This is a genomic window from Pilosibacter sp. NGB245 (genome assembly GCF_057397225.1).
In genome coordinates, this window is sequence record NZ_CM171584.1 from 3,260,523 (window position 1) to 3,275,160 (window position 14,638).

Consider the following 14,638-nt stretch of genomic DNA (forward strand, 5'->3'; position numbering starts at 1 on the left):
CCGGCCTGTTTTTCAGAAGTTTTATCTGAAATTACGCCGTTTTTCTCGTAAAGATCCCTTTTACTTTATCGATATACGGCTTCGTCCACGGAATATTTCCAAGAAGGACGAATAATGTACAAATCGAAAGAACGATCGTGATCGGATGTCCGAACATCGCCATAAACGGGTTGTCGGAGGACGATGCCAGGGACACGGCCTGACGGAAGTTGGAATCCATCATCTTTCCGAGTACCATCGCAAGGATCAGCGGGGCAACCGGATAATCGAACCGGCGCATCATGAATCCCATCAGTCCGAAGAAGAACATGAGTCCCACATCAAACAGACGGTTGTTGCACGCGAAGGAACCGATCACACAGAGGCTCGTTACCACCGGGATCATGATGTTCTTCGGGATCGTAATGACCTTACAGATCCTCGGGGCAACAATCAGTCCTAACAGTAAAAGCGCAAAGCACGCGATGATCCCCGCTACTACGATCGAGTAGAAGGATTCTTTGTTCTGGGTGATAAATAACGGCCCCGGCTGTAAGCCATGGACATAGAATACGGAAAGGATGATCGCGGTAACTGCGTCGCCCGGAACCGCTAACGTCAGCATCGGAATCAGTGCACCGCCGATACATGCGTTGTTGGAGGACTCACTGGCCACGATTCCTTCCACCGCACCCTCACCGAAGGGAACCTCCGGCTTCTTTACGAGACGCTTCGCCTCATTATATGCGATAAAGGATGCCACCGGTCCGCCTGCTCCCGGAAGAGCGCCGACTAAAAGACCGATCGTGGATGTATATAAGGAAAGCTTCCAGCTTTTTAAGATCTCTTTCAGGCTGACCTTCGCCTTTTCCATCGCAAGGACATTCTGCTCCTGCTTCATGTTGTATACAACAGAGAGCACTTCTGCGAAACCGAAGAAGCCGACAAGTGCCGGGACTGTGCTGACACCGCCCGCGAGGTTCTGGATTCCGAAGGTCAGGCGCTTTGTTCCCATCAGCGGATCCAGTCCGATCATGCTGATCACAAGACCGATCATAACGCTGATAAGACCCTTCGCGTAGTTCTTCGTGCTGACGGAACCGACTGTCGCAAGTCCGAAGAGGGCCAGAAGGAAATAGTCCATCTTTGTAAATTTAATCGCAACTCTCGATACCGGTTCCGCTAAGAGTCCCAGAGCCAGAAGACCAAATAAGCTTCCGATAAACGAGTAGATCGTTGCGGTAAAGAGCGCCTTGTAGGACTGACCCTTTTTCGACATCGGATAGCCGTCCAGTGTCGTTACGACCGATGAAGGTGCGCCGGGGATATTGATCAGGATCGCCGATACCGCACCGGAGAAGACTCCGACTACATAGACACCCATGATCATCGCCAGGGCATCTGAATGTTCCCAGGTATAAGTAATGGATACGAGAAGCGCGGTCGCCATGGACACGGAAAGTCCCGGGATCGCGCCTACGAACAGACCAGCCACAGAACCAAGGAGAACCATGAGGATAAACCGCGGATCGACCACGGATAACATCTGTAACATTTTCCCTTTCTCCTTTCTATGGCAGAAGCACATGTAAGAATGTGCGGAATGCAAGGCTTAAAAATAATGTAGTTCCGATCGGTACAAATACGAGGACCGGGATCTTTCTGACGCCCATGAAGATCATCATGGCGATCAGGAACACGATGGTCACAACTTCAAATGTTGAAAATGTGTACGCAAAAGATAAAATTCCGATGGTCACATACGGAACTTTTATAAAAGCAAGTGCTGCATAGTAGAGCACACAGAGGATCAGCGCGATCACGACCCAGCGCCGCTTTTCTGTTTTTTCTTCTTTTGACACCTTCTTGTCATTCGGAACCGCGGCTTCTTTTTTCATTGCCGTAACTCCCTCTCCGACGATCCATAAGGACAGACCGATCATGGCAAACGCCACGATGAGCGGAAACAGATACGGGGACTGCTCCCAGCTCTTGTTAAATCCCTTTGCGTAGGATGAAAGAGAATACGAGAGCAGCACAAGGCCGCTCCCGCAAAATACAATTCCTTCGACGATCAGCGAATGAATTTTATTCTTCATTGATTATTCTCCAATTCTCTTGATGCCGAACTCTTCCGGACTCTTTTCAGCAACACCGTTGTCATACTGTAACCAGCAGATAACAGATTTCCAGTTGTCGTAGAATGCCTGGATGGAAGCGTCATCTGTATACTCTTTGTATACCGGATCAGCTGCATTCTGCTCTACGAACTCTGTCCACTCCGGATCAGCAAATACTTTCTGGGATGCTGCCTTTAATACGTCGACAACCTCCTGCGGAGTATCGTTGTTTACAACGAAGGAAAGAAGTGTGTACGGAATATTTAAGTACTTCTCAGCTTCCGGAACTGTCTCTGTGAATGCCGGGATATCCGGGTAAGCATCCATTCTCTTGTCAGAGAATACTGCTAACGGTTTTACGTCGCCGCTCTCGATATAGCCGCCGAGTGTGGAGATGTTCGGGTTTGTAAAGTCAACCTGTCCGCCGATAACTCCGAGAAGTGCGTCATTACCGGAATCAAAGCTTGTCATTGCTACTTCATAGCCGAGCTCCTTTAATACGAGCCCCTGGTTGTGTCCGCTTCCTCCAGGACCGGAGTGGGACATTGTGATCTTGCCCGGGTTTGCCTTGATATCGTCAAGAAGCTCTTCCAGTGTGTTGTACTTGGAATCTTTGCCAACTACGAGAACCTTCGGATCGCCGACTAACGGGGAGATAACGGTGAAGTCATCATATCCAAGGTCGCAGATGTTCATGGTTCTGTAGGTTCCCATTGTCTCTGCACAAACAAGAAGTGTGTAACCGTCGGACGGCTGCTCTTTTACGAACTGGCTGCCGATGGATCCGGATGCACCGCCCTGGTTGGTAACCGTGATCGGCTGTCCTAAATACTTCTCAAGCAGAACTGCCAGCTTTCTGCCCCATGTATCGGTTGTTCCGCCTGCGCCGTAAGGGATGATCATTGTGATCGGCTTTGTCGGATAATCAGCAGTTGCAACGAGATCGCCGGCTGCCTCTGCGGTGCTCTCTGCGTCTTTCGCTGCCTCTGCGGTTGTGTCTGCTGCTGTTGTTTCTGCTGCTGCGGTTGTCTCAGTCTTGGAAGATGTTGAGACGCTGCATGCAGTCAGGGACATGCACATCATAGCTGCTGCCATGCCCAGTGCGATCATTTTTTTCATTGTGGTACTCTCCTCTTTTTTAGTTTTTGCTTACGCCATCAAACTCATAACCCCGTGCTGACGCACTCACTGCCTGAATTTACAGGCTTTTTGTTTGTTAATGGCAAAAGAAAAATGAAGCTCTGCCAAGCAGCTGCTTATTTTTCTTTTGCGCTCATTATAACACACTGTTTTTTCAGAATCAATATAAAAACTTTTCCACTTTAAAGTTTTTATGCGTATATCACATTAAATTGTTAAGTCTTACGCCAGTCCCTGGATCAGGATCACCAGGATCAGGATCGGGAGAATATAGCGGAAATAAATCTTTACCCACTTCGCTTCCGGCATCTTAAGTCCCGTTCCATGGTTTGCTTCCGCAAGATACTTATCGTATCCCCAGCCCCACTTGCTCACGCAGAACAGGAGATAGACCAGAGATCCCAGCGGAAGGAGCAGGTTGCTGACCAGGAAATCCTCAGAGTCCAGGACATCTCTCGCACCGATAATGTGCAGACTGCTCCACACATTATATCCGAGTACGCAAGGCAGGCTTGCGATCAATACAAAAATACAATTTAATATAGAAGCTTTCTTTCTGCTCCATCCAAAGTTGTCCATGCAGCTGGAGAGCAGGTTCTCAAACACAGCAATGACTGTGGAAAAGCTCGCTGCCGACATGAATAAGAAGAACAGCATTCCCCATATCCGTCCGCCTGCCATGTTGGCAAACACATTCGGCAGAGTGATGAAGATCAGCTGCGGACCGGCATCCGGCTGTACCCCGAATGAAAAGCAGGCCGGGAAGATAATGAGTCCGGCGGAAAGCGCTACCAGCGTGTCGAGACCGCAGATCCGGACCGCTTCGCCCGCAAGTGTGTGGTCCTCGGACATATAACTTCCAAAGATCTCCATCGCCGCGATGCCAAGACTCAATGTAAAGAATGACTGGTTCATGGCGCCCATGATCACGGAGCCGAGTCCGACGTCCGCCGCACGCTTAATATCCGGAAGAAGGTAGAAGCTGAGTCCCTCTTTCGCTCCCGGAAGGATCAGGCTGTGTCCGGCCAGCACAAGGATCAGGACGAGCAGAGCTGCCATCATCCATTTTGTGATCTTTTCAAGTCCGTTCTGAAGTCCCCTGCTGCAGATAAAGAATCCGGCAATGACTGTTACTGCCATCCAGAGACCCATCTCGCCGGGATTGCCGAGCATTTTCCCAAATACTCCTGCCACCTGGTCTGCATCCATTCCGGTGAAAGTTCCTGTCGCAAACTTTACAAAGTAGCTGAGCATCCAACCGGAAACCGTCGTGTAATACATCATCAGAAGATAACAGCCGATCATACAGAACCATCCGTGTACATGCCACCGGCTTCCCGGCTTTTCAAGTGCCTTGTAAGCACCGACAGCACTCTTTCGTCCCGCACGACCGACCGCAAGTTCCATTGTAAGGACCGGAACGCCCATACAGAGCAAAAACAGCAGATAGAACAGGACGAATACTCCGCCGCCGTTCTGTCCCGCCACATACGGGAACCGCCATACGTTTCCGATTCCGATCGCGCAGCCCGCGCTCACCAGTAAAAATCCCAGGCGCGAACCAAAATTTTCTCGTTTCATGATATAACTCCCCTTTTCCATCTCCTGTCGGCTTTTATGCCGTCAGGGGTTCTTGACGCCGATGATGCTTCGCAGCCCAGATCGGCAAAATCCGCAGCCCCGACGTCAGTAACCTTATGATACTGCCCGATAAAAGGATTTGCAACCGCGCTTTTTGTATGGTATCATAAGGAAAACTTATGTTATGCAGGAATCATCGATCATTTTCATCAAACATGTGGAATTTATGTATATTCTTCAGGCGATACAGAATTTTTTGAGAGGAAGTTTCCGTTATGAATACAAACCAGCTCCGATATTTCGTGGCTGCCGCCGAGTGCCGCAGCTTCACGAAAGCAGCCGATCAGTTTTATATTACGCAGACCGCGATCACCCAGCAGATCCATGCCCTGGAGGACAGTCTCGGCGTCCCGCTCTTCGACAGGACAAGCCGTCCGATCACACTGACTCCCGCAGGAAGCGCCTTTTTGAACGATGCCAGATCCATCCTCGACCGGATCGACCAGGCGGTAAACAGGATCCAGGAGGTTTCTACCGGTATGGTCGGTACACTCCGCATCGGATACACGAAAGGGTTTGAGCGGAGCAATTTTTCCAGCTCGCTGCGTTTCTTCCATAATAAATATCCGAATATCCTCGTCTCCTGCTACCGGCGGAACACAGATCTTCTCGCCGCAGGGCTCCTGAAGGATGAATACGATATTATTTTTACATGGGACAGTACCGAGCTTGTAAAGAATGATTCCATCGAATACCGGCTGATCGAGCGGAGTCCGCTCATGGTTGCGGTCTACGGCAGCCATCCGTTTGCCGGGCGGTCATCTCTGCGCCGCACGGAGCTTCACGGGGAACGTCTCCTGTTTATGACCCCATCCAGCACCGGCGATTCCGTCAGTGATCTGCGTTTTTACGAGATGTACGAGCGAGCCGGCTACCACCCGGATATCTTTTTCCGGTCCAACGACGTCGAGAGTATCCTCATGATGGTGTCCGCCGAAGAGGGGATCTCGATCATCCCGGCTTACGTCACTCAGAAACTGACGAACGCCGATAACCTTGTCTTTATTCCGTTGATCGGCGAGGAGGAAGTCGTCGAGATCATCGCCGCCTGGAAGAAAGCGTCCGGGAATCTGGCTCTTCAGCAGTTTCTGGGACATCATCCACTTCTGAAGGCGGAATAGCTGCTGCAGTGCTGACTCATAAGTTGCGTTTCCTCTGTTTTTATGGTATTTTATATGTGTTTTTACTGATTTTACGGTCAATCTGCATTTTCACATGAGCGGTTTGGAAATTATGAGATCTGCTGAAGTGATATGTTCTTATATAATGAAAGGATTCGATATGACAAAAAACTGTCCTATTATTTTATGCGGCTTTACAAGCAGCGGAAAGACCACCATCGGAAAGCTGCTCTCCGAACGTCTTGGACTTCCATTTTACGATACTGACCAGATGCTGATCGAACATTATCAGATGACGATCCCGGAAATCTTTGCCAAAGGCGGCGAAACACTTTTCCGCGATTATGAACACGAGATCGCCCGCCGGGTATGCACACTTGGTCCATCCGTCGTCTCCACCGGCGGCGGCATGCTGACCTTTGACCGGAATGGCGAGATTCTCGCCAAAAACGGAATGATCTTCTACATTGACCGCCCATTTGAGGACTGCTATGCCAATCTTGCACAGCATCCGGAGCGGCCGTTGTTTAAGAATCATACAAAAAAAGAAGTTCAGGATATGTACCTCATTCGCCGTGATCTTTACCGCAAATATGCGAAGTTTGATATTAAAAACACGGGTACGGCAGGCGAAGCGGCTGAAAAAATCTGCGATTTATTAAAATAAGGATTTGCTGTTACGATCATTCCCGATTTGATTCCATATTCATTTTCATCCGCCTCAACAACGCGGGCTGAAAATTCATGTCCAGGAATTCTGGGATAGGAAACATACGGAAGATTTCCACGGTAAGTACCAAGATCACTTCCACATATTCCACCATATAAAATGTAAAGCGGACATTCGCAATCCGCTTCGCTACTTGCTCATGAACGCAGTCGCTTCGCGATCTGTCAGTGGGAGCTTTCAACTCCCACTGACATAAGCATCCCACTCACCCACCGCTTAGTGCTCCGCGCACTTGAAGCGGGGGAATGCTTATCTGCGTTCAAGTAATGCTATGCCTTTTTCACGTACCGGAACATCGTTCTGAAGCACCTCAACCTTTCTGGGTTCAAGCATTTTTACTGTCTTCATCGTACTTTTTCCTCCATCTTAGAATCCGATCAGTGCCCCGCCGTCAACCGGAATACATGTACCTGAAATATATCTCGCCGCATCACTGCAAAGGAATGCTGCGCACATACCGACATCCATCGGATCTCCAACACTTTTTGCTGGAATACGCCCCAGGATCTTCGCGAGACGCGGCGGATCATTGTCCACGGCTTTGTGGAACATCGGAGTATCGATCCAGCCAGGTGCGATCGCATTCACTGTGATCCCGTATTCCGCCACCTCCGCTGTCAAGGTATGGATCAGACCAAGATATCCTGCTTTTGCAGTAGAATAGCCACATACCTGCGGCTGTCCAATATAGCTTGTCATGCTGGCCTGGAAAATAATTCTTCCCCAGCCCCGTTCCTTCATCTGCGGGATAAAGGCCTTTGTCAATGCAAATGCACCGACAAGATGAACATCCAGGACATTTTTATAGTCCTCCACGCTCATATCCCAAATATATTTCTTGCAGTGATTTCCGGCATTATTCACCAGAATATCAACCGGTCCCTGTTCTTTCTGAATTCTGTCTGCGATTACCTGTGCATGATCCGTATCTGTGATATCAAACTGGTAGAAAACTGCTTTTCCGCCAAATTCCTTCAGGATCTCATTTCCCTTCTTCTCATCTGTCCGGCTCAATGCGATCACTTTTGCGCCGGCACTGACCAGACATCTTGTGATCGCAAGTCCCAGACCGGTGATTCCTCCCGTCACAACTGCTGTTTTTCCGGAAAGATCATACCATTTCTGCATAGAAAATTCTGTTTTCTGCTGTTCTGTAAAAGCTGCCATGATTTCCTCCAGATCCCCTATATTTCTGTCTTTTCACATTTTCGAAATGCAACTTCTTTTTCCTGATACTTATATGGCACAAAGTATTCCCGATGTCCCAATTCTTCACCTTTAGATAGATTTCCCTTTGCTACCTGTACCACATAATCCATCAGCCGGTCCGCCTGTTCATCCTGTGTACATTCTCCGTACAGAACAGGACTGGCGTCAAAGTCCATATCCCCATTCATTCGTCGGAATGTCTCCCGGTTTCCCGTGATCTTGATGCATGGGCTTACTGCGCTTCCGACAACATTTCCTCTTCCTGTAACTAAAAAGACAATGTGAGCGCCGCAGCTGATCAGATCCATCAGACCTTCCGAGTCATTCGGATTTGTGATCCCGAACTGCATCCAATAGGGATCCGGTGTCGAATCCAAAAGCCAAAGGCCATGTCTTTTCGGCGGGCACGAGACTTTGATCACTCCCTCGATCGGACTGGAACCGCTTTTGATCACCGCTCCCATACTCTTTTCTTCGATCGTCGAAAGACCGCCGGCAAAGTTTCCGGGGCTCACCGAATACTGGCGCACGGATTTACAATACTCCAGTGCCTTGTCGTATGTATACTGGATCTCCTCTTTCGCGGTCTCAGATGCCGCACGGGATGTCAGCAGCCAGTCAAGGCCGACTGCCTCAACGATCTCCTCAAAGATCGCGGTACCTCCGGCTTTTACAAGTTGATCAAAAAGGCGGCCGACTACAACATTTCCGGCAAGTCCGCTCGTATAATCACTTCCGCCGCATTCTGCTCCGATTACCAGATCCTGCAGCGCCATCTGAACTCTCGGAGTATTCTCCAGCTCTTTCAGCGCCTCACGAACCCAGGCGACTCCTTTTTTGATCGACGGAACCGTTCCTCCTTCATCCTGGATCCGGATCCAGGATGAAATTTTCTCTTCCTGAAGTGCGATCTTTTCCAGCCATTCCGGCTGAACATATTCGCATCCGAGTCCAACCGTAAGCACCGCACCTACATTTGGATGACGGATCAGACTGATCAGCATATTTACAGCATACTGATTATCCGTGCAACCATCAAATCCTAAAAGTTCCACTTCCGGATGATGGACTTCATCCACGATTTTCCTTGCAACATGCTCTGCACATTTTACTGTATAGATCACAAGTACACGATTTCTGATCCCTTTTCTGCCGTCTTTTCTCTTATAGCCCATCCAGGAAATTTCTGTGTGATTCATGTCCGTTCTCCATTATTCATAGCGTGTATCTTTCGGCGCTCCTGTATGCACATCAAGGTGGCTGGACCGCTGGTCATAAATGCTGCACATGACATGCAGATGAACCCACGTCCCCTGACGGATATCTTTCGTTGCACGACCGATCACAACCCCATATTTTACGATATTTTCTCCAGCCGCAATATCTGTCAATGCCACCTTATGTCCCGCAGGGATCTCTTCTCTGACTGAAAGCTTTTTTTCCCGGCTGTCGCCAAGAAGTCTTACGGTCCCCGGTTCCAGCACTTTCAGAGCCGTTGCCACATTATCCCGCTCATCAATCTGAAACGCTGTCATTTCATCTTCCATTTTGCTCATCGTCAGAACTCCTTCAGGTCGTCTTTCTGTTACATGTATCAGATAATTTCATCATACTCTCACATTTTGTATTTGTCAATTTGACATATTTACATATTTTTTGTCTACATATTTGGCGATATGCACAAAACAAATGCAGTCAAGCAAAAAGCGACCACGATCGTATATTCCGATCAGCAGTCGCTTTCATTTCTGATTTGTCTCAAAAAATATTTCTTATGGTCTGAATCCGATAGGATCCTGCTCTTTCTTCCGGAGCCAGTCTCCATATGACGCAAACGTGTCAAGAGATCCTTGTTTTGCTTTTCTTAAATGATTTTTCATCTTATCTGCAGCATCTTCATATCGATCTTCAAGAAGAGCATCAATAATCTCCGCATGTTCCGGTTTTGACTGCATCAATCGATTCAGGTCAAGACTTGTAAGAACGCGAAGACGGGTATTCTGATTATAGATCAGCTCCATCGACATCCACATATATGGATTAGGACTGTTCCGAACAATATATTGATGGAATTCATCATCCAGAGTAAACATTTCGATCAATCGTTTTTCTTTCGCCGCATCCATAACTTTCTCCGGCGTAATATCAGTTTCGAACTTTTTCTTATATTCCCTCAGTTTTTCCTTATCCAGACGGTTTCCATACATCCGGATCACATATGGTTCTACCATGCATCGCATTTCAAACACAGAACTGATATCATTCATATTCACATCCGAGATGCGAATTCCCTTTTTAGGCATGATCACCAGAAGATGTTCCTGTTCCAGCCGGCCCAGAGCGTCTCGAATCGGCGCCCGGCTATATCCCGTATCCTGAAGCAGTAATTCTTCATTCAGGACCTCATTTGGGGCATATTCGCAATATAAGATCTTATTTTTTATGATCCGGTATGCCTGCTGTTTTAGTGTTTCTCTTCCAGTCTCCATTTACTTCACTTCCGTCCCGTCCGGTTTCCGGAGTCCTCTGGTGTTTTTCTCCACCAATCGTCTCGTAACCATCACCATGTGGCCGCAGCCCATGCATTTCAGGCGGAAGTCCGCGCCCACGCGCAGGATCTCCCACTCCTGACTGCCGCACGGATGCGGTTTCTTTAATTTTACAATATCTCCTACCTCATATACCATCATTCTGTCTCCTGTCTTTTTTCCGTCCCGGACCAGCAGCCTATGCCAGAATTTCGTCAATCCTCTTCAGCTCATCCTCGGAGAAAGCTGTATTTTTTAACGCCGCAAGACTATTGTCCAGCTGGGAAACCCGGCTCGCTCCGACCAGGACCGTCGTCACCTCCGGCCGGCGTAAGATCCATGAGATCGCCATCTGCGCCAGTGTCTGACCACGCTCTGCAGCAAATTGATTTAATTGTTTGATTTTTTCTAATTGTTCATCCGAAAGGTATCTCTGTGCGACGGTCGTTCCTGCACGCGAAGCGCGGGAGTCCGCCGGGATCCCCTTCAGATATTTATCCGTCAGCGCACCCTGCGCCAGCGGGGAAAAGCAGATACAACCGACGCCGTTCTCATCAAGCGCGGAGAGCAGTCCGTCCTCCACCCAGCGCTCCAACAGGTTGTAGCGCGGTTGGTGGATCAGACACGGAGTTCCGTTCTCCTTTAGGATCTTCACCGCTCTTCTCGTCTCTTCCTCTTTATAGTTGGAAAGTCCGACATAAAGTGCTTTTCCGCTGCGAACGATATCACTGAGCGCACCCATTGTCTCCTCAAGAGGCGTCTCCGGGTCCGGTCTGTGGTGGTAAAAAATATCCACATAATCGAGTCCCATGCGTTTCAGGCTCTGGTCAAGACTCGCCATCAGATACTTTCTGGATCCCCAGTTGCCATACGGGCCCGGCCACATATCATAGCCGGCTTTTGTGGAGATCACAAGCTCATCGCGGTATGTACCGAGGCAGTCCTTCAACGCCTGGCCAAAGTTTTTCTCCGCAAGTCCATTCGCCGGATGACCGTAGTTATTCGCGAGGTCAAAGTGTGTGATCCCGCAGTCGAACGCATGACACAGAATCTCCTCCTGGTCTGCGATCGTCTTTTCCAGTCCAAAATTCTGCCACAGTCCCAGCGCGATCCGCGGGAGTTTTAACCCGCTTCTTCCACAGCGCTTATATTCCATCAAATCATAACGATCTTCTGCTGCCTGATACATTCTGTCTCCTCCCCGTCTCCTGCCGGACCATATCTTTTCCTTTCATCGGATGAATCCCTTATGTATGTTTTCGGCTTTTTCTATTCCATCATAAACACCTGCAGTCCCTGTTTTCAGGTCCTTTATTTTTTGTATCCCCGATTTCCGTACTCAGACTCCGACTGCATCCCCGAGCACTTCCCCGATCGGTCCGCTGATCACAAGGTCGGCGCGGCTGTCCATCGGCGTCACCGACTTGTTGATCAGGATCAGCTTATGTCCTCTGTAATAATCGATCAGTCCTGCCGCCGGATATACAGTCAGGGAAGTTCCTCCGATGATCAGAACATCCGCATTTGCGATATAATTTACAGACTTTTCGATCGTCTCCGAATCCAATCCCTCTTCATAGAGCACAACATCCGGCTTGATTGTTCCTCCGCAGGTACATTTCGGCACACCTGTGGAATTTAAGATCGCATCCAGACCGTAAAATTTTCCGCAGCGGATGCAGTGATTCCGCAGAACCGAACCATGAAGTTCCAGAACTTCTTTGCTTCCCGCCTTCTGATGGAGTCCGTCGATATTCTGCGTTACGACTGCCTTCAGCTTTCCCATCTTCTCGAGCTTTGCCAACGCTTTGTGCGCCCGGTTCGGCTCCGCATTCGGGAACAGCATCTTATTCCGGTAGAACCGGTAAAATTCTTCCGGCTTTCTCATATAGAAGGAATGGCTGAGGATCGTCTCCGGCGGATAATCGTATTCCTGGTTGTACAGTCCGTCTGTACTCCTGAAATCCGGAATATGGCTCTCCGTGGACACACCTGCCCCACCGAAAAATACAATGTTGCTGCTCTCATCCAGCCACTTTTTTAATGTTTCCCGCTCTGTCATGACAGATCTTCTCCTTCCTATTATAAAAGTATTCTCAATCAACCGTTCACAATTTCACATATTCGGCCGATATCACTCCGCACCTGTCCCCCGTGAGTCCGGTATCACACGACTTCGTCCAGGAACACTCCATGGAACGGCTCGATAAATTCCCCATATGGGATCTTCTTTACCTGAGCCGGCGTCCGGTATCCGAACAACCACTCCGTGAGTTCCGAGATCGTCAGGACCTCCATCTTGCCTTTCGCGATAAACCTGGATTCCTGCGTCATCCTGGAACCATACTTCGTCAGATGCCATAGCCACGCCCCCTGATTCTGAGGAACGAAAAGGTCGTTGATCCCGATCTCCACTGTCACCTCGTCCTGAGGGCAGTCTTCTGAGAGGTGGATATTTGTCACAAACTCCGGCATGCAGACGATCCTCGCCATGATCGCCGGTTTCTGCCCCGCCTCACTCCGGTAGTGCTCTCCGGTATAGAGATAACGCATCTCTCGCTCCTTTAAGCCCCACTCACTCTGCATTCCGATAAACCAGTCGTCGTCGTAGAGCAGTGTGCAGGTTCCGTTCTCGCTGGCAAGTTCTTTCTCCATCCGCTGTAAATATGCCTCATCACGGATCGCAAAGACCTCATATTGTCTCTTTAACCACGCTGTCTGCCATTCCGCAAGATCTGCTCCAAGTGTCTTCAGATCACATGGCTCCCTGTGGATATGGGGATTATATTTGAGGACCCAGCGCGGCTGATCATAAATATACCGGAAATCATACGGGCGGTACAGGGATTCCCTTGCAGGCATCAGAAAGGTAAACGGCATGCGCTCTTCCTGCATATCCCGCAGCATCGCCAGCATGAGACTTCTCATATATCCCTTGTGGCGCTCAGAAACCAGCGTTGAGACACCGACAATGTAATCACAGACCGCCTCATTTCCCCGCATATAGATCCGGTACGGATTCCGGTGGACCATAGACACGATCTCACCGTTTTCCTCCCGTACAAGGACCCGGTTGTCCTTCATCTTTTCCTTAAAATAATAATCACAAAATTCCGTGGAATCTTCCGGGAATGCCTCTCTCCAGAGATCCTGGCATCTTCCCTTTTCTTCTGTCTCCAAATACCGTATCATAGTTTACTCCGCGCTTCCTGCCTGATAATCGAGCTGCTTAATCCGATACTTTCTCGCAAATCCCATCGGCGCATAGGACATCTTTGCCTGTCTGAGCCCCGGAAGACCCATATCGTCCTCACGGTTTACGATCTCCGCGTCCGGGAATTCATGGATCAGGAACTGCTGGTTGATCATCTGGTAAAGCCCCCGCATCTCCGGATTTGCCTTTTCAATATGAATGATCGCCATCTTTTCCTTACTGTTATAGCTTCCGATCGAGAACGCCTCTAACTGGTCATCCACATAGATCCCGCCCATGCGGACCGATAACATCGAACAGTTTCTCAGGATCTCATGGATCCCTTCCACTTCATAATCCAGATGTCCCTCGACTTCCTGTCCTTTTCCTTCTCTCCATTTGTCCAGGAATTTCCATACTTCACAGCCGTCGGAACAGCAGAGAGTCCTGTATTCATACCGTCCGTCATATGCCTTCTTAAAGGCGTTCAGGTTATTTTTCTTCTTGTGGAGTGCCTTTCCTGACAGTGTCTTTAACGCCTCAGCGCTGTAAAGATAGTCCTTCGCGTCCGGGAGTTCCGTCACGGAATATCGCTCAGCCGGGAGATTTAAATAGTCCACAGCTTCCTGATCCGCAAGATAGATCTCCAGCGGCAGATGAAGATTTTCATTGAAATACCGTTCGATCTCATTGAAATAGTGGGACATATCCTCGATCGCGCATACCGGAAGAGACGCATACATCTTGCCCATGATCTTCATCGTCCAGAGAACTGCTCTGTCGTCTCTCTCGCAGAAGTGGACATGATAATAGTCCGCCCAGAGGAAGTTGTCGAGCATCACGCTGTCGCATGTATTGTCGTGGCGTCTTCCGTAATACTTGCTGAGCTTCTCAAAATTCTCAGCGCTCAGCTTATGAAACTGTATATCCATATATTATTATTTTTTCCTTTCTAACCTGCTCATCATCTCTCGCAG

General features: G+C 49.0%; 16 protein-coding genes. 2 read left to right on the forward strand and 14 right to left on the reverse strand.

What is annotated here, in order from left to right; all coding sequences use genetic code 11:
• Positions 1-31 precede the first annotated feature (31 nt).
• The 4 genes from ACXMYH_RS14540 to ACXMYH_RS14555 form a co-directional block, all read right to left on the reverse strand.
• Positions 32-1,534, reverse strand: coding sequence for a tripartite tricarboxylate transporter permease (locus tag ACXMYH_RS14540; protein WP_486555151.1), 1,503 nt, complete (start codon positions 1,532-1,534; stop codon positions 32-34).
• A gap of 16 nt (positions 1,535-1,550) precedes the next feature.
• The gene (locus ACXMYH_RS14545; RefSeq protein ID WP_486555152.1) at positions 1,551-2,078 is read right to left on the reverse strand and encodes a tripartite tricarboxylate transporter TctB family protein; all 528 of its coding nucleotides are present in this window, start codon (positions 2,076-2,078) and stop codon (positions 1,551-1,553) included.
• Between the two features lie 3 nt (positions 2,079-2,081).
• Complete coding sequence (locus ACXMYH_RS14550) at positions 2,082-3,218, reverse strand: Bug family tripartite tricarboxylate transporter substrate binding protein (RefSeq protein WP_118297316.1); 1,137 nt, start codon at positions 3,216-3,218, stop codon at positions 2,082-2,084.
• A 243-nt stretch (positions 3,219-3,461) separates the two neighbouring features.
• Positions 3,462-4,820 carry a sodium-dependent transporter gene (locus ACXMYH_RS14555; RefSeq protein ID WP_486555153.1) on the reverse strand — a complete coding sequence of 453 codons (1,359 nt, stop codon included), beginning with the start codon at positions 4,818-4,820 and terminating at the stop codon, positions 3,462-3,464.
• 275 nt (positions 4,821-5,095) lie between these two features.
• Between ACXMYH_RS14555 and ACXMYH_RS14560 the strand changes: the two genes are divergently transcribed.
• Both ACXMYH_RS14560 and ACXMYH_RS14565 read left to right on the forward strand, forming a co-directional pair.
• Positions 5,096-6,001, forward strand: coding sequence for a LysR family transcriptional regulator (locus ACXMYH_RS14560; RefSeq protein WP_118531563.1), 906 nt, complete (start codon positions 5,096-5,098; stop codon positions 5,999-6,001).
• A 160-nt stretch (positions 6,002-6,161) separates the two neighbouring features.
• Positions 6,162-6,668, forward strand: a complete 507-nt coding sequence (locus tag ACXMYH_RS14565) for a shikimate kinase (RefSeq protein ID WP_287524608.1) — start codon at positions 6,162-6,164, stop codon at positions 6,666-6,668.
• On the opposite strand, the gene ACXMYH_RS14570 is transcribed toward ACXMYH_RS14565, so the two are convergent.
• The 10 genes from ACXMYH_RS14570 to ACXMYH_RS14615 all read right to left on the reverse strand — a co-directional run bounded on the left by ACXMYH_RS14570 (position 6,584) and on the right by ACXMYH_RS14615 (position 14,593).
• A complete protein-coding gene (locus tag ACXMYH_RS14570) occupies positions 6,584-6,832 on the reverse strand; it encodes an alcohol dehydrogenase catalytic domain-containing protein (protein WP_142410859.1) in 249 nt (82 codons plus the stop codon). The two genes, ACXMYH_RS14565 and ACXMYH_RS14570, sit on opposite strands and share 85 nt — an antisense overlap.
• Positions 6,833-7,097: 265 nt before the next feature.
• Positions 7,098-7,898, reverse strand: a complete 801-nt coding sequence (locus tag ACXMYH_RS14575) for an SDR family NAD(P)-dependent oxidoreductase (RefSeq protein ID WP_329751985.1) — start codon at positions 7,896-7,898, stop codon at positions 7,098-7,100.
• Between the two features lie 17 nt (positions 7,899-7,915).
• Positions 7,916-9,139: a UxaA family hydrolase gene (locus ACXMYH_RS14580; protein WP_486555154.1), complete on the reverse strand. Its 1,224-nt coding sequence runs from the start codon at positions 9,137-9,139 to the stop codon at positions 7,916-7,918.
• 12 nt (positions 9,140-9,151) lie between these two features.
• Positions 9,152-9,496 carry a UxaA family hydrolase gene (locus ACXMYH_RS14585; RefSeq protein WP_346011286.1) on the reverse strand — a complete coding sequence of 115 codons (345 nt, stop codon included), beginning with the start codon at positions 9,494-9,496 and terminating at the stop codon, positions 9,152-9,154.
• Positions 9,497-9,712: 216 nt separating this feature from the next.
• A complete protein-coding gene (locus tag ACXMYH_RS14590; RefSeq protein ID WP_118297323.1) occupies positions 9,713-10,429 on the reverse strand; it encodes a GntR family transcriptional regulator in 717 nt (238 codons plus the stop codon).
• Positions 10,430-10,627 (reverse strand): DUF951 domain-containing protein, encoded by a 198-nt coding sequence (locus ACXMYH_RS14595; protein ID WP_015552966.1) that lies wholly within the window; start codon positions 10,625-10,627, stop codon positions 10,430-10,432.
• A gap of 40 nt (positions 10,628-10,667) precedes the next feature.
• Entirely contained in the window at positions 10,668-11,657 is a 990-nt protein-coding gene (mgrA, locus tag ACXMYH_RS14600; RefSeq protein WP_118321862.1) for an L-glyceraldehyde 3-phosphate reductase, read from the reverse strand.
• A gap of 150 nt (positions 11,658-11,807) precedes the next feature.
• The gene (locus ACXMYH_RS14605) at positions 11,808-12,530 is read right to left on the reverse strand and encodes an NAD-dependent protein deacylase (RefSeq protein WP_486555155.1); all 723 of its coding nucleotides are present in this window, start codon (positions 12,528-12,530) and stop codon (positions 11,808-11,810) included.
• 104 nt (positions 12,531-12,634) lie between these two features.
• Positions 12,635-13,660, reverse strand: a complete 1,026-nt coding sequence (locus ACXMYH_RS14610) for a GNAT family N-acetyltransferase (protein ID WP_486555156.1) — start codon at positions 13,658-13,660, stop codon at positions 12,635-12,637.
• A gap of 3 nt (positions 13,661-13,663) precedes the next feature.
• A complete protein-coding gene (locus tag ACXMYH_RS14615) occupies positions 13,664-14,593 on the reverse strand; it encodes a phosphatidylglycerol lysyltransferase domain-containing protein (protein ID WP_329751980.1) in 930 nt (309 codons plus the stop codon).
• Positions 14,594-14,638: the final 45 nt, after the last annotated feature.